Here is a 19,687-nt window from a genome sequence, read left to right on the forward strand (position 1 = left end):
TCTAACTGACGACACGAGGGGCGGCAAGGCACTGCCCCTTCGCCCCCCGCCTGTATTTTGCGTTTTGGCTAGTACAAGCCACCCGAACTAAGTGTGCCAAAGCTGGCTTTGGGTGCAACCTTGGCCTTTTTGCCTGAAGAGGTCACAACCTCTTTGACCACTTGGGTTTCCGGCGCGTTATAAAGCGGCAAGTCGGCGCCCATGGCAAACCCACCGTCAAAGGTAACGCCAAAGATGGGCTCTTCGCCTTCACGGAAACATTCAGAGATCACATGCTCGCCCGAGGCATCTGCTGGCAGGCGCGACCCTGTCAGGCGATCAATTTTGATAAATTCGCAGCCCTTGGGAACGCTAAATTTGCCGCCACCGTATTTTGCGGTGGCTTTGCGCATAAACTGATTGAACACAGGGCCGCACATGCTGCCGCCCCCTGCCCCTTGGCCGAGAGGACGCGGCGTATCATACCCGATATAACATCCTGCTACGATGTTGCTGGTGAAGCCCACAAACCAGACGTCTTTGGCATCATTGGTTGTGCCTGTCTTACCTGCCACTGGCACGCTCAGCCCCACTGTTTTCTTGGCTGTGCCGCGTTTCACGACACCTTCCATCATCGAGGTCAATTGGTAGGCCGTAACAGCGTCCATCACTCGTTCGCGGTCGGACACGATACGCGGCGCAGCCCCTTCTTCCAAAGACGCCAGCTGACAGTCATCACAAATCCGCTGGTCATGTTTGTAAACTGTGCGGCCAAATCGGTCTTGCACGCGGTCAACCAGCGTCGGCTCAACCCGTTCACCGCCATTGGCAAACATCGCATAAGAGGCGACCACATTGAAAAGAGTGGTTTCCTGACTGCCCAGTGAATTGGCCAAAAAGCGCCCCATCGTTCCAGGCTCGTATACGCCAAAGCGTTCGGCATAGTTGGCAATGGTTCCCATCCCGACCTCTTGGGCCAGACGGATTGTCATCAGGTTGCGCGACTGTTCGATGCCTGTACGCACGGGGGTTGGGCCGTAATAACGGTTCGATGCGTTTTTGGGGCGCCACAGCCCTTGCGGCGTATTAATCTCGATCGGTGCGTCAACCACGACGGTTGCAGGCGTGTAACCACTGTCGAGAGCAGCCGCATAAACAAACGGTTTGAAGGCCGAACCGGGCTGGCGTTTCGCTTGTGTCGCGCGGTTAAAGACCGAGTGTTGATAGCTAAACCCACCCTGCATTGCCAAAACACGGCCCGTGTTCACATCCATGGCCATAAAGCCGCCTTGCACTTCTGGCACCTGACGGATGGTCCAGCGGATAAAACTCCCGTCGGCATCCGCGGTCATTTTGCGAATGTGGATCACCTCGCCCACCCGCAGCAGGTCCGCAGGGCGTGTCGCACGTGGACCCAGACTGCCGTCCTCATTGACGCGACGCGCCCATTGCACGTCTTTGGCTGGCACAAAGTGCCCATCCTCACCTTCGGGCACACCTTCTATGCCAACGCGGGCGCTGTTGCCCTCGACGCTCAGAACGACCGCAGGGTGCCATTTGTTTTCCAGATGAATGTCGCGGGCGATATTGACCTCGGCCAAGGCCGCGCGCCATGCGTCTTCATCACCCAAAACGTCAGCAGGAAGCGTAAGCCCGGTGGGGCGCCAGCGTCCCAAGCCACGGTCATAGCGCTCCAACCCACGCCGCAAGGCATCGGCCGCTTCGATTTGCATGTCTTCGTCTACGGTGGCGCGGACTGACATGCCGCCCGTAAAGAACTCGTCTTCCCCGAAATCCTGGGTTAACTGGCGGCGAATTTCATCAGTAAAATAGTCACGCGGTGGCAAGCTGCCTTTGAAACTTTCAAAATCACCGTTCTGCACTGTCAAAAGGGGGGCATTGCGCGCCTGTTCATAAAGATCACGGGGGATATAGCCGTTTTCAAACATCTCGCGCAGCACAAAATTACGGCGATTTACGGCCCGATCACGTTGGCGCACAGGGTGATAACGCGACGGGGCTTTGGGCAATACGGCCAGATACGCCGCTTCTTGCACGTTCAATTCGGTCAATGGCTTGTTGAAATAGGTCTGGGCCGCGGCAGCCACGCCATAGGAATTCTGCCCAAGGAAAATCTCGTTCAGATAAAGCTCAAGGATCTGCTCTTTTTCCAACGTGTCTTCGATACGCGCCGCGAGGATCAGCTCTTTGATCTTGCGTTCGGCAGATCGATCACCCGACAGCAAAAAGTTCTTCATCACCTGCTGTGTGATCGTAGACGCGCCGCGCACGTCTTGGCCACGCGATTTCACCGCATCAACAACCGCTGCCGCCATGCCGCGGGGGTCATAGCCTTTATGCTCATAAAACAGCTTATCTTCGGCCGAGATAAAGGCGTGCTTTACCAATGCGGGGATTTCATCGGCGGGTGCAAACAAACGGCGCTCGCGTGCGAATTCGTCGATGACCTGCCCCTCACGCGAATAAATACGGCTGATTGTCGGGGGCGTGTATTGCGCAAGGCTTTCATGACTTGGCAAATCGCGGCCATACATCCAAAAAATGGCACCGATGGTCAGGGCACCAAAAAAGGCCCCTAAGGTGATCCAACTAAAGATCGCCCCGATAAATGAAAAAAGTGGTCGAAGCATCGTGCCATCCCATCGTTCGCGCGCTACCCCTGCTATATATGGAAGGCCATGAGGCGTCAAAAGCATCCAAGGGGGAAAGACGCGCCTTTTCGCCCATTACCTCTCACATTTTGCTGAGGTTTTGCCCTATTGTCGCAGGTGCTGCGCAATCGCCGCATCTTGGGCGGCCCAAAGGCGAATACCCGCAACAATTCCAAGCACAGCTTGCGCGCGCCATTCGGGGTTTTGAAGATTTTCCAGGTCGCGGGCATCGGACATAAAACCAAGTTCCAGCAACACGGACGGCACATCAGGTGCCTTCAGAACGGCAAATCCCGCTTCACGACGGGGACGGTTGTTAATCGCATCTACCGAAACCTCTAGGCCCCTGACCAACATATCTGCCAAAGCGTTCGAGCGCGGTTGCGTCTCGCGCCGCGCCAGATCCATCAAGACCCCTGCCACCACATCGTCTTGTCCTGTCAAATCAACGCCCGACAAAATGTCTCCCCGTTCATGACGCTGCGCCAGTTTCGCGCTTGCCTCGTCGCTGGCACTTTCGGCGAGCGTGTAAACCGTTGCACCCCGCGCGCCGCCGCCTTCAAGCGCATCAGCGTGCAGGGACAAAAACAAATCGGCCTGCGTTTGATGGGCAATTGTGACCCGTTGGGCCAGTGAGACGAACACATCCTCGTTGCGGGTCAAGACAACTCTGTGGCCATCGCGCACCAATGCCTCGCGCAACTCACGCGCAAAGCGCAGCATCAGATGCGCCTCCCGCAGTGTGCCAACCTCTGCGCCCGGATCAATTCCGCCGTGCCCCGGGTCCAGAACGATTGTCAGACCGCCCTCGCCGGTTTGTCTGGTCTTTGCCTGCACATCTGCCACTTTCGGCGGACCGGCCATAGCAACCTCAGGATCCGTTCGATCCGCATTGACCGCCACAGCAAAATCCGCCTCATCCACCGTATCAAGTGTCATCGACAGCGTGGCAAAGGCTTGGTCATCACGGCTGCGCAAATCCACATCTTTGACAATCATGGGCCGATCAAGGTTAAGCACCAAGCGCGATAAATCCGAACGCACAGCGCCAAAGCGAAGTGCGGTGACACGCTTTGATTGGTCCACGCCCGATGCATCAACATCGCCCTGCAATCCGTTGAAATCCATTACTATTCTATAAGGATCATCCAAATGGCGGATGCGATATGGCACAGCTTGGGACAGGTGCAGGGACAAGGCGCTATCGCCCCACCAGCCATCGATGACATAGCTTTTTGAAACGTCCAAGCGCGCACGAGCTGACAGGTCCTGCCCCAAAGCGGGCAAGGCCAAGCATAGTAAAAGCCAACATATCACTGCTCGGGCGATCAAAGCGTTTGTGCCCCGTTTTTATTATTCGGCCAGTATAGCCCAAATGGCCCTAAACAGAAAGAAGATGATTACCTGCGCTCTGCCATAAATTTCGAAAGGCGGCGCAGCCCTTCTTGGATGTCATCGGTGTGACGTGCATAGGAAAAACGAATGGTCGTGGCACCGCGCTCAGGATCAAAGTCTAACCCGGGCGTTACGGCCACATCTGCCTTGTCCAGTATCTCTGCTGCAAAGGCCAAACTGTCGTCCGTATGCTCTGACACATCTGCATAGATGTAAAACGCGCCATCAGGCGGGGCGATCTTGTCAAACCCTGCTTTGGGCAGACCGTCGAGCATCAGCGCACGGTTGCGGCGGTAAACGTCCATATTTTCTTGCAACTCCGCGTCGCAGTCCATGGCGGCCAGCGCGGCGATCTGCGATATATGCGGGGCACAGATAAACATATTTTGCGCCAAACGTTCCACCCGACGCACATGCGTTTGCGGCACGACCATCCAACCAACACGCCAGCCGGTCATGCTGAAATATTTGGAAAACGAGTTGATCACCCAAGCGTCGTCACTGATCTCCAACGCGGTGACAGCTTTGGCCTCATATTCGATCCCGTGGTAAATCTCGTCACTGATAAACGCCGCGCCCTTTTCGGCGCAGCTTTCAATTAACGCGCGCATCGCGCGATGGTCCAGCATCGTGCCACTTGGGTTCGCAGGCGATGCAACAAGCAGTCCTTGCACATCATCAAGCTCTGCCGCGACAGGTTGCAGGCGGTTTTCCGCCGTTGTGGGGATGTCGACGGGCTCAATGTCCAATGACTTCAAAATCTGCCGGTAACTTGGATAGCCGGGCGCTCCAATCGCCACCTTGTCGCCTGCATCAAAGAGCGCGGTGAAGGCCAGAATAAAGGCACCACTGGAACCGGGCGTAATCACAATGCGCGCAGGATCCACCGTCACACCGTACCAATCCAGATATAATTGCGCGATCCGCGCCCGCAAAGCTGGCAGACCAAGCGCGACCGTATATCCCATCGGGTCACCACCCATTGCGTTTGCCACCGCAAGCCGCGCCCCTTTGGGTGCAGGCGTGCTTGGTTGGCCGACCTCCATATGAATAATATGACGCCCTTCGCTTTCGGCTTTCGCGGCCGCAGCCATCACATCCATCACAATGAACGGATCGACATCACCCCGTTTTGAGCCGTGGATCGCTGACCCCACTGGCTTGTGTATTGAATTTGTCATCTGCGCCCCCGATACTCTGCTGATTGGTTTTGAACCCGAGCAAAGGACGCCCGTCAATGATCTATCGTTCTGTCTTGCATGCTGTGATTGTCTGCTGTGCTTTCATTGCCGCCCTACCAGCGCAAGCTGTGACCCTTTTGCGCGACGCAGAAGTCGAACACGGGCTGGCCAAAATGGCGCAACCCATTTTGCAAGCCGCGGGGCTGAGTGCGTCGCGCACCAAAATCCTGCTGGTGGATGATCCGTCGCTGAATGCTTTTGTCATCAACGGATCGGCAATCTTTATTCATTCAGGGTTGGTGATGCGGGTGGAACGGGTCGAACAGCTGCAAGCGGTGATTGCCCATGAAGCCGCCCATATTGCAAATGGCCATATGGCACGGCGTGCGGCAAACTTCAAAAACGCGCAAACCGCAGCGGGCATTGGCACCGCACTTTCGCTTTTGGCAGGGGCCGCAACAGATAACGCAGGCGCAGGCGCCGCCGCCGCCGCGGGCGCAATTCGGTCGTCGCAACGCCGCTTTTTTGGCCACACACGCGCCGAAGAAGCCAGCGCCGATCAATCAGGCGTGCGTTACATGGTGCGTGCAGGCGTCGATCCCGCAGCCGCCAGCGAATTGATGGAGCTGTTTCGTGGCCAAGAGGCGCTCAATGTCGGGCGGCAAGACCCCTATGTGCGCACCCATCCGCTCAGCCGTGATCGTGTTCGCGCCCTTGACGGTTTGGCAGCCGCGAATTCTGGTGACTTCCCGACCGACAAGACCGCTGACTACTGGTTTCGCATCGTTCAGGGCAAAGTGACCGCGTATGAACGTGCAGCCAGTTGGACCCTGCGCAAGACACGCGGCAAAAACGACTATGTCTCGACCATGCGTCGCGCGGTGGCCTATCAGCGCAAACCTGATCGCAAGCGGGCCTATGCTGCAGCGGCCGACCTTTTGAAGATCGCGCCCAACAACCCCTATGCCCATGAGTTGCAGGCTGACATTTTCCTCGACAATCGCGACTTTGATCGGGCGGTTCGTGCCTATGCGCGTGCGGTGAACCTCGCCCCAAACCAACCGCTGATTTTGGGGGGGTACGGTCGGGCGCTTTTGGCCCAGAACACCCCTGCCAGCAACAAAAAGGCCCTTGAGGTGCTGCGCAAAGCGGTGGCACGCGATGCGTTGGACAGCCGCAATATGCGTGATCTGGCAGGGGCCTATGCCAAAGCAGGCAATCGCGGCATGGCATCTTTGCTGACAGCGGAACGCTATGCATTAGCAGGTCGGCTCAAGGACGCCGAGGTGCATGCAAAACGCGCCGCAGGGCTGTTGTCGCGGGGCTCTGCCCCTTGGCAAAGGGCACAAGATGTGTTGTCTGCTTCTCAAAACGCAAAAAGGAAACGGTAATGAGCAATTCGGCATTTTTGGCAATGGGCGCAGGTGTCGTGGGATTGGGCGCATTGGGCCTGATCGGGCTGTCCGCTGTTGGCGGCGCGCCGAAAGAAGCCCCTGCACAGATCGCGGCTTCGACGGCGCTGTCAGGTGCCGAACAGGATGCGTTCCGCAGCGAGGTGCGCGCCTATTTGATGGATAACCCGGAGGTGCTGATGGAAGCCATCGGCGTGTTAGAGGCCCGCCAAGCCGAACAACAGGCCGCGGGCGATGTTGAAATGCTGCGCGTCAATGCCGATGACCTTTATAACGATCCGAACTCATGGATCGGCGGGAACCCCGATGGTGATATAACCATTGTGGAATTTCTGGACTACCGGTGCGGGTATTGCCGCCGCGCCCATGGAGAGGTGAACGAACTTCTGACAAGCGATGGCAACATCCGCCTGATTGTCAAAGAATTCCCGATCTTGGGCGAAGCCTCATTGCGCAGTTCCCAATTCGCCGTGGCCGTAAAGCTGGCCGCAGGTGACGAAGCATATAAGGCTGCACATGATGCCCTGATTGATCTGCGCCCGGACCCATCAGATGCCGTTCTGGCGCAGCTTGCGGCAACACTTGGCCTTGATGGAGAGGCGATCATCGCAGACATGACAGGCGATGCCGTCCAAAAGGTGATCGCAGAAAATCTGGCACTTGGCCAACGCCTGAGCATCAACGGCACGCCGACGTTTGTGATGGGCGATCAGATGGTGCGCGGCTACTTGCCGCTGGAAGGCATGCAACAAGTGGTCGCAGAAGAGCGCGGCTGATTACTCAGCAGCTTGTTCTGCCTTAGCGGCTTCGGCATCAAGCTGAGCCGCCTTTTTCTCAACTTCTTCCACGATATGTTCGACCATTTGATCGTTGGACATTTTGTGGCTTTGCTTGCCTGCAAGATAGACCATCCCGCTGCCTGCCCCGCCGCCTGTAAAACCCACGTCTGTCATAAGCGCCTCACCCGGGCCATTCACAACACAGCCGATGATCGAAAGGGACATCGGCGTTTTGATGTGTTCCAACCGCTTTTCAAGCGTTTCGACCGTCTTGATCACATCAAACCCCTGACGCGCGCAGCTTGGGCAGGAGATGATGTTTACACCGCGGTGGCGCAGACCAAGGGATTTGAGGATTTCAAACCCGACTTTGATTTCTTCCACGGGATCGGCGGACAGGCTGACACGGATTGTATCGCCAATCCCCATCCACAGAAGATTGCCCAGACCAATCGCAGATTTGATGGTGCCACTGACCAGGCCGCCCGCTTCAGTGATACCAAGGTGGATCGGCGCATCGGTTGCATCGGCCAACTTTTGATAGGCCGCCGCTGACATAAATACGTCACTGGCTTTGCAACTGATTTTGAACTCGTGAAAATCGTTATCCTGCAATATCTTGATATGATCCAGCCCGCTTTCGACCATCGCATCGGGGCAAGGCTCGCCGTATTTATCCAGCAAATGTTTTTCCAATGACCCCGCATTCACCCCAATGCGGATCGAGCAGTTATGATCGCGCGCGGCTTTGATCACTTCTTTTACACGCTTTTCATCGCCGATGTTGCCCGGGTTGATCCGCAAACAGGCCGCACCATTTTCTGCCGCCTCAATCCCGCGTTTATAGTGGAAATGGATGTCTGCCACGATTGGCACAGGGCTTTCACGGGTAATTTCCTTCAGCGCCGCGCTGGAGGCTTCGTCGGGCACCGACACGCGCACAATATCTGCGCCAGCCTCTGCTGCCGCAATCACCTGCGCCAGCGTGCCTTTCACGTCGGTCGTCAACGTGTTGGTCATCGTCTGCACCGCAATTGGTGCATCGCCCCCTACTGGCACATTGCCCACCATGATCTGGCGGCTTTCACGACGGTAGATGTTTTTCCAAGGGCGAACATGATTGATGGACATATGTCAGAAGACCTTTGTAAGCAGTGTCAACTTTACCTTACACAAGGCGAATGCCTCGCGCCATAGCTAGGCCACAGGTATTGCGCCGCGATGCGCACGACAAGGTTTTGAAAGGTAGATTATTGTTGCAAAACGTCGCGCAGCGCGGGGTCTGCGGCGGTGTCGGCAGGTTGGTATTTCGCAGACAGATCCTCAACCGCAAGCGATACATTCCGTGCCGTCGACGTGCCTGGACCAACAGGGCCGATCACCTGATCCCCTACGCGGAAATACAGCGAACCAGAATTACCAGCCCGCAGGTTGGTACCAGCAATCTCTGCTGGAACGCGGTATTCTTCGCCCTTTTCAAGGATTTTCTCAAAGATCACTTTGCCGTCGCCGTCGCGCACACGCACCCAAGCAGGACGCACCGCGAATAGCGCGACTTCACCCGCACCAAGCGTAATCTGCTCGGGCGTTTCAGGTTCGGCTAAAGCCTCTGCTGCATTCGCGCTTGCAGGCAAAACATCAGGTGCATTCAATTCCTTGAGAAGTGCAAACAGGGCCTTGTCCTCAATAGGATCCACCTGCTTGTAAGACGCACTCAGATCGTTCGAGGCCAGTTGCACGTCTTTAACGGTGCTTGTGCCTTGACCCGCGGGCCCTACAATCGTGCCGTTTACCTTAAAGTAGAGTGATCCGGAATTTCCTGCCCGCAGCACGGGTGTTTCTTCCGTGACAGGCAATGCGTATTCTTCGCCTTTGTCCAAAACCTTTTCAAACAAGATACTGCCATCAGCGCCCCGCACGCGCACCCAAGTGGGACTGACGGCAAACAGAACAACGTCTGGCGTGGGTCCATCTACAACCTGCGGTGTGCTTGCTGCGGCCAGAAGGCTGCTTTCTTCTGTTGGTGTTTCGACAAACGCCCCAACGGACCGTGGATCAATCGCCGCGATCGGCTCATCACGGGGTGTTAGAACAGGAACATCCAAAGCGGCCGGACGATAAAGGCGGTCCAACGCTTCGGTGTTCGGTGCAACTGGGGCCACGCTTGCCATTTCGGGTCCGTTCAGGGATGGCGCGACAGGCGATGTTGCCAGCGGGTCAACGCTTGCTGCAACAACAGGTGTCTGGTCGACGGGAGTAAATTCAACCTGCTGGACTTCCTGTACGATGGAATACGCACCATACCCAAGACCCGCTACCAAGGCGATCATCACCGCAATCGAGCCGATGGCACCTGCTTCGATCTGTGAAAACACGCTGTCGGGTTTGGGGACAAAAGGGGTCGATGGCTCTTCGAATACATTGCGGGTCGCCAATCCTGTGGCCACAACGGGCCGAGACGGGCGCGGGCTGGAGGCATCAACCGACATTCCATGCGCCGTCGCAAAGCCGCTTTCCTGACAAAACGCCTGAAACGCCCATTCAGGATCCAGATGCAAATACCGTGCATAAGACCGCACATACCCTGCAATAAAACCGGGGCTGTCAAAAGCCGAAGGATCGGCATTTTCGATAGCTGAGATATAGGATGCTTTGATTTTCAATTCGCGTTGAACATCCAGCAAGGATTTTCCAAGCGTTGCACGTTCGCCGCGCATGACGTCGCCAAGGCGCATATCAAAAGCGTCAAATCCACGAGGTGTTTCGCCCTCGTTTGTCTCGTTATTCTGAGAGAACATGCGCCCGATCATGTCTTACCCTTACTTGCCTTGTCCCAAATCTCTCGCTTTTTCACAGCGATTCGAGACGTCCCCACGTCTTTTGCAAGTTTTCATACCATAAAACAGGGGGAATTACACCGCCGAGGATGCTAACCCGTCAAGTCAGCACGATTCAGCGCACAATGAGACCACAAGCCATCAAGCGCCGACACAAGCGCGTCAATCTCGTGGGGTCCATGAACAGGTGATGGCGTAAACCGCAACCGTTCTGTGCCGCGCGGCACTGTGGGGAAGTTGATGGGTTGAACGTAAATGCCGTGATCGGCCAATAGATGATCCGACAGCTTCTTGGTGTGAACTGGATCACCCACAATCACGGGCACAATGTGGCTTCCATGATCGACAACGGGCAGTCCAAGCGCGCGAAACCGCGTTTTTAAAACGCTTGCCTGGGTCTGGTGTGCGTCACGCAAATCCTGACGGCGCTTGAGCACCTCTACCGACTTTGCAGCACCCGCAGCAACAGCTGGCGGCAATGAAGTGGTAAAGATAAAGCCCGGCGCATAAGAGCGGATGGCATCACACATCTTGGCGCTGGCGGCGATGTAGCCCCCCATCACACCATATGCTTTGGCCAAGGTTCCGTTAATGATATCAATGCGGTGCATCAGATTATCACGTTCCGCCACACCCGCACCGCGCGGCCCGTACATGCCCACCGCGTGAACCTCGTCAATATAGGTCAGCGCGCCAAACTCATCTGCCAGATCGCAGATCGCCTCAATCGGGCCAAAATCACCATCCATCGAATAGATTGATTCAAACGCAATCAACTTGGGCGCATTGGCTGGCAGCTGCTGCAGCAGATGGCGCAAATCATCCAGATCATTGTGCTTGAATACGCGTTTCTGACCACCGTTGCGGCGGATGCCTTCAATCATGCTGGCGTGGTTCAACGCGTCTGACAGGATGATCAAACCGGGGAAAAGTTTGGGCAAGGTGCTCAGCGTCGCGTCATTGGCGATATATGCGCTGGTGAACAGCAAAGCCGCTTCTTTTTGGTGAAGGTCTGCCAATTCCGCTTCAAGACGTTTGTGATACACTGTGGTGCCACTGATGTTGCGCGTTCCGCCCGATCCTGCGCCCGTTGCCTCCAGCGCCTCATGCATGGCATCCAAAACTTCTTCATTCTGCCCCATACCAAGGTAGTCGTTGCCACACCAAACCGTCACAGGTTTGCGGGTCCCGTCTTCTGTCGTCCACTCAGCATGTGGAAACTGGCCGCGTGTGCGCTCGATATCAATAAACGTGCGATAACGCCCCTCATCGTGAAGGCGTTGCAAAGCGGCATCGAGTTGATCGTTGTAGGTCACGGCAGTCTCCCAAACAGCTACCTTCGTAAATAGGCTAGTTGTGAAATATGCAAAGGTTACAAAATGTCGCTTTGATATAGGTCAATCCTGCAACAAAACCGTGCAATCCTGCGCCTCTGCCAGCGCCTCACAACTGCTCACCGCAAGCGCTGCCGCACCGTCCCCTTTCGCCGCAGAAAACCGCCCCGTAGAAGGCGACACCGCAAATGCCTTTTCGCCTCGCACGCGGCGATACTGGCTGCGCCACGCCGCCGTTGCATCATGCGATAACTGCAGATCCCGCGGCACCCAACCGCGTGGCTTGATATGGGCGACCACCACACACTCCTGCGTGCCGTCCCGAGCCTCATTGCAAGCTGACAGCGCCTCTTGCTCTGCAACTTCGATCGAATGGTGATTGGCTGCCGCAATGGTCGCCTTGTTCAAAATACCGTCCTCAGGCGAGGCCGCGATTGCAGCATAGTAAAGCTGGCTCTCGGCCACCTGCTCCAAAAGCGCAACATCCCGCTGCGTCAAAAAATCCTGCTTAAAAATTTCCACGCTGCGCCCTTTAAGCGCAAACAAAGCATCTTTTGCATCCTCATTGCCAAACGGCGCATCCGCATAAGCCTGCGAAACAGCTAAAACACCCGCCAATAAACCGCTAACAATACGCATGATTCCGCCCCTTTGGTATGCCGTGCCGCCACAGTATCGCGGCTGACTGGACACCTCAACCGAAGCTGATAGGCTCGCGAAAATGTCTCATCACAAAGGTCCGGCAATGTCACAGATCGATCCCGTCCTCGCCCATATCGACGCCAATCTCGAAGCGGCCACGGACAGGCTGTTTCAATTGATGCGCATCCCGTCCATCTCTACCGATCCGGCGTATAAACAGGCCTGTGACCAAGCCGCCGACTGGCTGGTTGCCGATCTGGCCTCTTTTGGTGCAAATGCCAGCAAACGCGAAACGCCGGGGCATCCGATGGTCGTGGCCCATACAAACGGCGCAGGCAAGCACGTAATGTTTTATGGACATTACGATGTCCAACCCGTTGATCCCCTTGATCTTTGGGACAATGATCCGTTTGACCCCAAAATCGAGACAACCAAATCAGGCAAGGTGATCCGGGGCCGCGGAGCCGCTGACGACAAAGGCCAGCTGATGACCTTCGTCGAAGCCTGCCGCGCATGGCACGCCGTGCATGGCACCCTTCCTGTGAACGTCAGTTTCTTTTTTGAAGGCGAAGAAGAAAGCGGATCGCCCTCGCTTGTGCCCTTCATGCGCGACAACGCCAAAGAACTGCGCTCTGATCTTGCGCTGATCTGCGACACAGGCATGTTCGACCCCAAAACACCTGCTATCGCCACGCAATTGCGTGGGCTTCTGGGCGAAGAAATTACGATCACTGGACCCCGCATTGATCTGCATTCAGGCATGTATGGCGGCGCGGCCATCAACCCCATTCGCGTTTTGGCAAAGATCATCGCCTCGCTGCATGACGGCAAAGGCAAGGTCACAATCCCCGGCTTCTATGAAGGCGTGCCGCAAATGCCTGCCGATCTGAAACAGCAATGGAACGACCTCAATTTTGACCACGATGCGTTCTTGAACGCGGTCGGCCTATCCGAATTGGCAGGCGAAAACGGCAAAACCGCGCTCGAGATGCTTTGGGCGCGCCCCACCTGCGAAGTCAACGGCATCACTGGCGGCTACACAGGGGATGGCTTCAAAACAGTGCTGCCAGCAAAAGCCAGTGCCAAAATCAGCTTCCGCCTTGTCGGCACGCAAGACCCGCATGCAATCAGAAAGGCCTTCCGCCAAATGGTTCAGGATGCCTTGCCAGATGATTGCACAGTCGAATTTGCCGATCACGGCGCCAGCCAAGCGGTGCAAATGTCAACGGCAGACCCCGCTTTCGAAAAAGCGCGCCTGGCCCTGTCCGACGAATGGCCGAACCCCGCGGCATTTGTGGGCTGCGGGGGATCCATCCCCATCGCAGGACATTTCAAAACCGAATTGGACACAGATGCCATGCTGATCGGATTTGGCCGCGACGATGACGCGATCCATTCCCCAAATGAAAAATACGACCTCGAAAGCTTTCACAAAGGCATCCGGTCATGGGCCCGCGTGCTGGCAGCTTTGGCCGACTAACCCTTCATTGTTGCCCAAATACCTCGGGGGGTTGGGGGCAGCGCCCCCATAAAAACAGGATGGGCGGCGCAAGCCGCTCATTTTTTACGATGTCCTGAAATAAGTGGCGCGGTTGACGGGGCTCGAACCCGCGACCCCCGGCGTGACAGGCCGGTACTCTAACCAGCTGAGCTACAACCGCGCATCTTACGTTTGGTTCCATCTGCAGCAGTGGCGCGGTTGACGGGGCTCGAACCCGCGACCCCCGGCGTGACAGGCCGGTACTCTAACCAACTGAGCTACAACCGCCCGCTGCACACTTTGAACCAAAGCGTCCTGAGCAGATACCCACGCCATGTGACCCCGTCAAGCCGCTTGAACGGCATTTTCGCGGCACAATGACAAATAATTTAGCGATCAGGCAGCGGAATATGCTCTGCATTGTCATTGGGCGGCAATTGAAAGCGCCCATGCGCCCAATCTTCGGCGCGCCAAGCCTCTTTCGCCGCATCAATTCGGTCTTTCGACGATGCCACAAAGTTCCACCAAATATATCGCGGCCCGTCCAGGGTCGCGCCCCCCAAAAGCATCAGGCGTGCGCCCTGCTCGCCGGCCTTCAGACTAATCTGATCGCCAGGGCGAAACACCATCATCTGGCCCGCCTCAAACCTCTGCCCGGCAACATCAATACTGCCCTGAACCACGTAAACGCCGCGATCTTCATGATTGTCAGGCATGGGGATGGCCGCCCCCGCCTCTAGCACGGCATCGGCGTAAAACATCTCCGATTGCGTTTCGACAGGCGCGGTCTCGCCGTAGGCATCACCAAGGATCAACCGCACCTCTTTGCCTTCGGCCTGCAACAGCGGCAGGCTGTCTTTTGGGGCATGGATAAAATCAGCGGGCGCGTCCTCAAACTCTTTCGGGCTTGCCACCCATGTCTGAAAGCCAAAAAGCGAATGGGGATTGTGGCGCACCTCACCATCGGTGCGTTCAGAATGGGTGATTCCGTTGCCAGCCACCATCCAATTGACCGCCCCCGGCTCAATCCATTGATCCGTGCCAAGGCTATCGCGGTGATGAATTTTTCCTTGGTAAAGGTATGTCACAGTGGCCAAACCGATATGGGGATGCGGCCGCACATCAATCCCCTGCCCGGTGATAAACTCGGCCGGTCCCATCTGATCAAAAAAGATGAAAGGCCCAACCATCTGGCGTTTCGGTGCAGGCAAGGCACGGCGCACTTCAAACCCGCCCAAATCACGGGCGCGCGGCACGATGACCGTTTCAATGGCATCCACGTCATCCCCCGTTGGGCAATGCGGGTCGAGTGCAGGGTTCCAGCTCATGTGACTAACTCCGTTTCGTTTGCATACAGGTAGCGCCAAACGGAAATGCACAAAACCGCCCAATCCACACAGCTTATGTGCGTGGATTAACGAATGTCTGTATTAGCGAGGGGAATGGTGGGTCGTGAGAGGCTCGAACTCCCGACATCTTCGGTGTAAACGAAGCGCTCTACCAACTGAGCTAACGACCCGTTGGCGCAGGGTTTAGCCTCAAACCGATCTGGTGTGCAAGACCTATTCGAGACGTTTTTGCACCCCTTTTATCAAAGAATAAACAACGCCCTGACCGCCGGGCAATTCAGCCAACTGATCATTGCGCAATCCAAGGATGACTGCACGTATCATACGGCTGGTTATCCCGTGAGTTATCAGCACGCTTGGCCTGTCCAATGCGGACACAAAGGCCTCGCACCGCGCGCGCAACGCCTCAAACCCTTCCCCGTTGGGCGCGTATTCATATAGCTCCAACGCCCCATCAGGCCCATCCTGCACGGTCACATCAGGCGGCAGCGATGCCAGACACTCGGCCCGCAGCTGGCCCGACCACGCCCCCACGCCAATCTCGACCAGGGCAGGATCGGTGCGCACGTCATCAGTGATCCCCGCCGCTGCGATCGCCGCGGTCGCCCGCGCACGACCTTGGGGGCTGCTGACCCAGTCCCAATGGCCCACATCGACATTTTTCAAAATACGGTTCTGCGCCAGAGCCTGCGACTGGCCCAAAGCTGTCAGAGGGCTGTCGAGCGCGCCTTGCATGCGCCCTTCACGGTTCCATTCGGTTTGGCCATGCCGCAAAACCATCAACGGTGGCAGGTTAAGGCCCCCCACTATGTCGTCACCTCACTGGGTTTCTTCAATAATAAGGACACCGCCAATTGCGCTCGTCTCGGTCCCAAATCCAGATGTGATTGTTACGGAACCACCCACGTTTGCAATGCCCGTCAGATCACCGTCAACCGTACCGAACACGCCATTTCCGTTTGCGATGACAGCGTCTACTTGGATACTTGCAGGGCCACCATCGGCGTCCGAGCCACCCAAAGTCCCAGAGATGTCGCCATCAAAGGCGGTGCCTGAAATAGTCGCATCCAGATCAAGCGTCCCTGTGAGTTCCTGTAGCAGACCGACTGTGCAGGTTTGGATCACATCGCACTCGTTTGTATCGTCAAATTCGGCGAGGTTCGAAACGGAGCCTGTCAAAGCCCCATTGTCAAAATCAGCGGTTGCGTTGACATCTCCAACAACAGTCGTCTCTGTGTTAAAAACAGCCACACCCACCTGACCAGTCAGATCCGCGGTCGTCGGCAAGGTTGCGGGATCGACATCCACAAGGTTTGCAACATCGTTCACCGAGCCATTCCAGCCCGTTTCGACAATCCCTTGAGCGAGAGCATCGACGCGCGCATCGCCCGAGCCAGCGCTTCCGCCGCCACATGCAGCCAGCGGTACGATCATCGCACCGATCACAAGTGTCTTTTGAATTGTCATCTATAACCCTCTCAACTTGAAACTGCCCCGCAGCACATCACACCGCGGAGAAAAATGGTGGGTGATAAGAGATTTGAACTCCTGACATCTTCGATGTGAACGAAGCGCTCTACCACTGAGCTAATCACCCGTCAGTTCAGGAGATAGTATTACTCTGCGGCCTTCGCAAGATCGCTTGGACCATCCGATGGCGTCTGTTTGGTCTGGCGGATTTTACACACAAAAATCTTGGCGCCCGACATCTCTTTTTCGCGGTTCACTTTGACCTTACCGAAAGGTTGCAGGTTCAGCTCTTCGCCCGAGGCGATGGCCGTTCCCAAAACATCCAGCATCGCTTCGATCACTGGTTTGGCGTCTTTCTTTTTGATGCCACTCTTTTCGACAACGCGTTCAATCAGCTCTTTTTTCTTGAGCATCGGACCCGCAACAACTGGTTTTGCGGCCGATACAACCTGCGCAGTTGGCGCGGCTGTTTTCACGGGTGTCTTTTTCGTGGTGGTTTTACGTGTGGTCGATCTTGCCATTGTTTCACTGCCCTTTGTGGATTGTTTCGTAATTGGTAACAGTGTCGCATAAAACTTACCAGACGGCGAAGGGGAAACTCCTTTAGAATTGAGTCAAAAGGACAACACTCTCCTTACCCATGCGTCAACAACGCCGCTGGCCCCCAAACGAAAAATGCCCCTGATCAACAGGGGCACTTTCTTTGGTCTGATGACCGATTGCTTAATGGGCCGTGGCGCTGGTGCCACCGCTGCGTTCAGCCAAGGCTGCCGCCGCGGCCGCTTCTTCTGCCGCCTCGTCCCATTCGATGGCTTCGGGTTGGCGGATCAGCGCGTGTTCAAGCACCTCACTCACATGGGTCACTGCGATGATTTCCAGCCCTTCTTTCACGTTATCGGGGATTTCAGGCAAATCCTTTTCGTTGTCTGCAGGGATCAGCACCGTTTTGATGCCACCGCGCAAAGCCGCGAGAAGTTTTTCCTTCAACCCGCCAATGGGCATGGCATTTCCGCGCAAGCTGACTTCGCCCGTCATGGCAATATCCTTGCGCACGGGGATTTGCGTCAGGACAGAGACAATGGATGTCACCATCGCCAAACCAGCGCTTGGACCATCTTTGGGCGTCGCGCCATCTGGCACGTGGACGTGGATGTCCAGCGCGTCAAATTTTGGCGGCTTCACACCGATCTGCGGACTGATCGACCGCACATAGCTTGAGGCCGCGTCGATGGATTCCTTCATCACATCGCCCAATTTACCCGTTGTCTTCATCCGGCCCTTGCCCGGCAAACGCAGCGCTTCGATCTGAAGCAACTCGCCCCCCACCGAGGTATAGGCAAGCCCCGTGACCACACCGATTTGATCTTCCTTTTCGGCAAGACCGTAGCGGTATTTGGGCACACCAAGATAATCATCAAGGTTGTCAGGGGTGACGGTGATCGCCTCCTCTTCTTTCTTGACGATCTTGGTCACAGCCTTGCGTGCAACTTTTGCAATCTCGCGTTCCAGGTTTCGCACACCTGCTTCGCGGGTATAGGTGCGAATAACCTCTTTGAGCGCATCATCGCTCAACTCGAACTCGCCTTTGCGCAGGCCGTGGTTCTTCTTTTGCTTGTCGATAAGGTGCTGTTTGGCGATCTCGGCCTTTTCGTCCTCGGTGTAGCCCGCCAGCGAAATGATCTCCATGCGGTCCAAAAGAGGGCCCGGCATGTTGTAGGAGTTCGCAGTGGTCAGGAACATGACATTCGACAGGTCGTATTCCACCTCAAGGTAGTGGTCGACGAATGTGCCGTTTTGTTCTGGGTCCAGAACCTCAAGCATCGCCGAGGCGGGGTCGCCACGGAAATCCTGACCCATCTTGTCGATCTCATCAAGCAGGATAAGCGGATTGGTGGTTTTCGCCTTTTTCAGCGCCTGAATGATCTTGCCTGGCATCGACCCGATATAGGTGCGTCGGTGACCACGGATTTCGCTTTCGTCGCGCACACCGCCAAGCGAGATACGAATAAATTCGCGCCCCGTTGCCTTCGCCACAGATTTGCCGAGCGAGGTTTTCCCCACGCCGGGTGGTCCGACCAGACACAGGATCGGGCCTTTCAGCTTGGCCGAGCGTTGCTGCACCGCAAGATATTCAACGATGCGTTCCTTGACCTTCTCAAGCCCGTAGTGATCACGGTCGAGGATCTTCTGGGCATTGCCCAAGTCTTTCTTAACGCGGGATTTTTTACCCCACGGGATCGACAGCATCCAATCGAGATAGTTGCGCACAACCGTCGCCTCGGCCGACATGGGCGACATGTTCTTAAGCTTTTTGATCTCGGCGTCGGCCTTTTCACGGGCTTCTTGGCTCAGCTTGGTTTCAGCCACCTTGCTTTCAAGTTCGGCCACTTCGCCAGCACCGTCTTCGCCATCGCCCAGTTCCTTCTGAATGGCCTTCATCTGCTCATTCAAATAGTACTCGCGCTGTGTGCGCTCCATCTGGCTTTTGACGCGGGTTTTGATCTTCTTTTCAACCTGCAAAACACTCATCTCGCCCTGCATCAGGCCATACACCTTTTCAAGGCGTTCTGACACGGTGAGCGTTTCCAGAAGGTCCTGCTTTTGATCAACTTCAAGCCCAAGATGACCTGACACAAGATCGGCCAGTTTGGCAGGCTCATCCGTGTCTTCGACGGCCGAAAGCGCCTCTTCGGGGACGTTTTTCTTGACCTTTGCGTAGCGGGAGAATTCTTCCGCAACCGATCGGGTCAATGCCTCGATCGTGTCGGCATCACCGGGCATTTCGGTCAAATAGTCGGCACGCGCTTCAAAGAAGCGGTCGTTTTCAAGGTATTCCGTGATCCGCACCCGCGCGATACCTTCGACCAGCACCTTGACGGTGCCGTCGGGCAGTTTGAGCAGTTGCAGCACATTGGCCAGCACGCCAGCTTTGTAAATCCCGTCAGACGTCGGATCATCGACGGAGGGATCAACCTGACTGGACAGCAAAATCTGTTTGTCATCTGCCATCACCTCTTCGAGGGCGCGCACAGATTTATCACGGCCCACAAACAGCGGAACGATCATATGGGGGAACACCACAATATCGCGCAGGGGCAATACGGGGTACGAGGCGTTAAGGGGGTCTTGCATAGCTCTTCCTCTCGTTTGGCAGACG

Annotated in this window: 15 protein-coding genes and 4 tRNA genes; 3 read left to right on the top strand and 16 right to left on the bottom strand. The window is 56.1% G+C overall.

All coding sequences use genetic code 11. The features are described from left to right. Positions 1–68 precede the first annotated feature (68 nt). The 3 genes from L1065_RS02700 to L1065_RS02710 all read right to left on the bottom strand — a co-directional run bounded on the left by L1065_RS02700 (position 69) and on the right by L1065_RS02710 (position 5,227). Complete coding sequence (locus tag L1065_RS02700; protein WP_237093905.1) at positions 69–2,630, bottom strand: penicillin-binding protein 1A; 2,562 nt, start codon at positions 2,628–2,630, stop codon at positions 69–71. Positions 2,631–2,756: 126 nt separating this feature from the next. Further along, a complete protein-coding gene (locus L1065_RS02705; RefSeq protein WP_237093906.1) occupies positions 2,757–3,899 on the bottom strand; it encodes an N-acetylmuramoyl-L-alanine amidase in 1,143 nt (380 codons plus the stop codon). A 152-nt stretch (positions 3,900–4,051) separates the two neighbouring features. Then, on the bottom strand, positions 4,052–5,227 hold the full coding sequence (locus L1065_RS02710) for a pyridoxal phosphate-dependent aminotransferase (RefSeq protein WP_237093907.1): 1,176 nt from the start codon (positions 5,225–5,227) through the stop codon (positions 4,052–4,054). A gap of 56 nt (positions 5,228–5,283) precedes the next feature. On the opposite strand from L1065_RS02710, the gene L1065_RS02715 reads away from it, so the two are divergent. Then, a complete protein-coding gene (locus tag L1065_RS02715; protein WP_237093908.1) occupies positions 5,284–6,618 on the top strand; it encodes a M48 family metalloprotease in 1,335 nt (444 codons plus the stop codon). After that, the gene (locus tag L1065_RS02720) at positions 6,618–7,415 is read left to right on the top strand and encodes a DsbA family protein (protein WP_237093909.1); all 798 of its coding nucleotides are present in this window, start codon (positions 6,618–6,620) and stop codon (positions 7,413–7,415) included. The genes L1065_RS02715 and L1065_RS02720 overlap by 1 nt, the downstream gene beginning before the upstream one ends. Here the strand turns inward: L1065_RS02720 and ispG are convergent, their stop codons facing one another. The 4 genes from ispG to L1065_RS02740 form a co-directional block, all read right to left on the bottom strand. Beyond that, a complete protein-coding gene (ispG, locus tag L1065_RS02725; protein ID WP_237093910.1) occupies positions 7,416–8,549 on the bottom strand; it encodes a flavodoxin-dependent (E)-4-hydroxy-3-methylbut-2-enyl-diphosphate synthase in 1,134 nt (377 codons plus the stop codon). Between the two features lie 119 nt (positions 8,550–8,668). After that, positions 8,669–10,216, bottom strand: coding sequence for a helix-turn-helix domain-containing protein (locus tag L1065_RS02730; protein ID WP_237093911.1), 1,548 nt, complete (start codon positions 10,214–10,216; stop codon positions 8,669–8,671). Positions 10,217–10,347: 131 nt separating this feature from the next. Continuing rightward, positions 10,348–11,571: a 5-aminolevulinate synthase gene (hemA, locus tag L1065_RS02735; protein ID WP_237093912.1), complete on the bottom strand. Its 1,224-nt coding sequence runs from the start codon at positions 11,569–11,571 to the stop codon at positions 10,348–10,350. Between the two features lie 81 nt (positions 11,572–11,652). Beyond that, positions 11,653–12,228 carry a 5-aminolevulic acid synthase gene (locus L1065_RS02740; protein WP_237093913.1) on the bottom strand — a complete coding sequence of 192 codons (576 nt, stop codon included), beginning with the start codon at positions 12,226–12,228 and terminating at the stop codon, positions 11,653–11,655. Positions 12,229–12,334: 106 nt separating this feature from the next. On the opposite strand from L1065_RS02740, the gene L1065_RS02745 reads away from it, so the two are divergent. Continuing rightward, a complete protein-coding gene (locus L1065_RS02745) occupies positions 12,335–13,711 on the top strand; it encodes a M20/M25/M40 family metallo-hydrolase (RefSeq protein WP_237093914.1) in 1,377 nt (458 codons plus the stop codon). A 104-nt stretch (positions 13,712–13,815) separates the two neighbouring features. Here the strand turns inward: L1065_RS02745 and L1065_RS02750 are convergent. The 9 genes from L1065_RS02750 to lon form a co-directional block, all read right to left on the bottom strand. Then, a tRNA-Asp gene (locus L1065_RS02750) sits at positions 13,816–13,892 on the bottom strand. Positions 13,893–13,922: 30 nt separating this feature from the next. Beyond that, positions 13,923–13,999, bottom strand: a tRNA-Asp gene (locus tag L1065_RS02755). Positions 14,000–14,100: 101 nt separating this feature from the next. Continuing rightward, on the bottom strand, positions 14,101–15,039 hold the full coding sequence (locus tag L1065_RS02760) for a pirin family protein (protein WP_237093915.1): 939 nt from the start codon (positions 15,037–15,039) through the stop codon (positions 14,101–14,103). A 115-nt stretch (positions 15,040–15,154) separates the two neighbouring features. Beyond that, positions 15,155–15,230, bottom strand: a tRNA-Val gene (locus tag L1065_RS02765). Positions 15,231–15,273: 43 nt separating this feature from the next. Continuing rightward, positions 15,274–15,867 (bottom strand): histidine phosphatase family protein, encoded by a 594-nt coding sequence (locus L1065_RS02770; RefSeq protein ID WP_237093916.1) that lies wholly within the window; start codon positions 15,865–15,867, stop codon positions 15,274–15,276. A gap of 12 nt (positions 15,868–15,879) precedes the next feature. After that, positions 15,880–16,527 (bottom strand): hypothetical protein, encoded by a 648-nt coding sequence (locus L1065_RS02775; RefSeq protein ID WP_237093917.1) that lies wholly within the window; start codon positions 16,525–16,527, stop codon positions 15,880–15,882. A 55-nt stretch (positions 16,528–16,582) separates the two neighbouring features. Next, a tRNA-Val gene (locus L1065_RS02780) sits at positions 16,583–16,657 on the bottom strand. Between the two features lie 19 nt (positions 16,658–16,676). After that, a complete protein-coding gene (locus L1065_RS02785; RefSeq protein ID WP_237093918.1) occupies positions 16,677–17,051 on the bottom strand; it encodes an HU family DNA-binding protein in 375 nt (124 codons plus the stop codon). 202 nt (positions 17,052–17,253) lie between these two features. After that, a complete protein-coding gene (gene lon / locus L1065_RS02790; RefSeq protein WP_237093919.1) occupies positions 17,254–19,662 on the bottom strand; it encodes an endopeptidase La in 2,409 nt (802 codons plus the stop codon). Between the last annotated feature and the right edge of the window lie 25 nt (positions 19,663–19,687).

The sequence above is a fragment of the Nereida sp. MMG025 genome (assembly GCF_021654165.1).
Taxonomy (GTDB): Bacteria; Pseudomonadota; Alphaproteobacteria; order Rhodobacterales; family Rhodobacteraceae; genus Nereida.

What these genes read in the sequence shown, in the direction of transcription:
- L1065_RS02760 (WP_237093915.1), bottom strand. Translation starts at nt 15,039, where the DNA reads ATGAGCTGGAACCCTGCACTCGACCCGCATTGCCCAACGGGGGATGAC.
- L1065_RS02730 (WP_237093911.1), bottom strand. Translation starts at nt 10,216, where the DNA reads ATGTTCTCTCAGAATAACGAGACAAACGAGGGCGAAACACCTCGTGGA.
- L1065_RS02775 (WP_237093917.1), bottom strand. Translation starts at nt 16,527, where the DNA reads ATGACAATTCAAAAGACACTTGTGATCGGTGCGATGATCGTACCGCTG.
- L1065_RS02740 (WP_237093913.1), bottom strand. Translation starts at nt 12,228, where the DNA reads ATGCGTATTGTTAGCGGTTTATTGGCGGGTGTTTTAGCTGTTTCGCAG.
- L1065_RS02720 (WP_237093909.1), top strand. Translation starts at nt 6,618, where the DNA reads ATGAGCAATTCGGCATTTTTGGCAATGGGCGCAGGTGTCGTGGGATTG.
- L1065_RS02745 (WP_237093914.1), top strand. Translation starts at nt 12,335, where the DNA reads ATGTCACAGATCGATCCCGTCCTCGCCCATATCGACGCCAATCTCGAA.
- L1065_RS02715 (WP_237093908.1), top strand. Translation starts at nt 5,284, where the DNA reads ATGATCTATCGTTCTGTCTTGCATGCTGTGATTGTCTGCTGTGCTTTC.
- L1065_RS02700 (WP_237093905.1), bottom strand. Translation starts at nt 2,630, where the DNA reads ATGCTTCGACCACTTTTTTCATTTATCGGGGCGATCTTTAGTTGGATC.
- ispG (WP_237093910.1), bottom strand. Translation starts at nt 8,549, where the DNA reads ATGTCCATCAATCATGTTCGCCCTTGGAAAAACATCTACCGTCGTGAA.
- lon (WP_237093919.1), bottom strand. Translation starts at nt 19,662, where the DNA reads ATGCAAGACCCCCTTAACGCCTCGTACCCCGTATTGCCCCTGCGCGAT.
- L1065_RS02710 (WP_237093907.1), bottom strand. Translation starts at nt 5,227, where the DNA reads ATGACAAATTCAATACACAAGCCAGTGGGGTCAGCGATCCACGGCTCA.
- L1065_RS02785 (WP_237093918.1), bottom strand. Translation starts at nt 17,051, where the DNA reads ATGGCAAGATCGACCACACGTAAAACCACCACGAAAAAGACACCCGTG.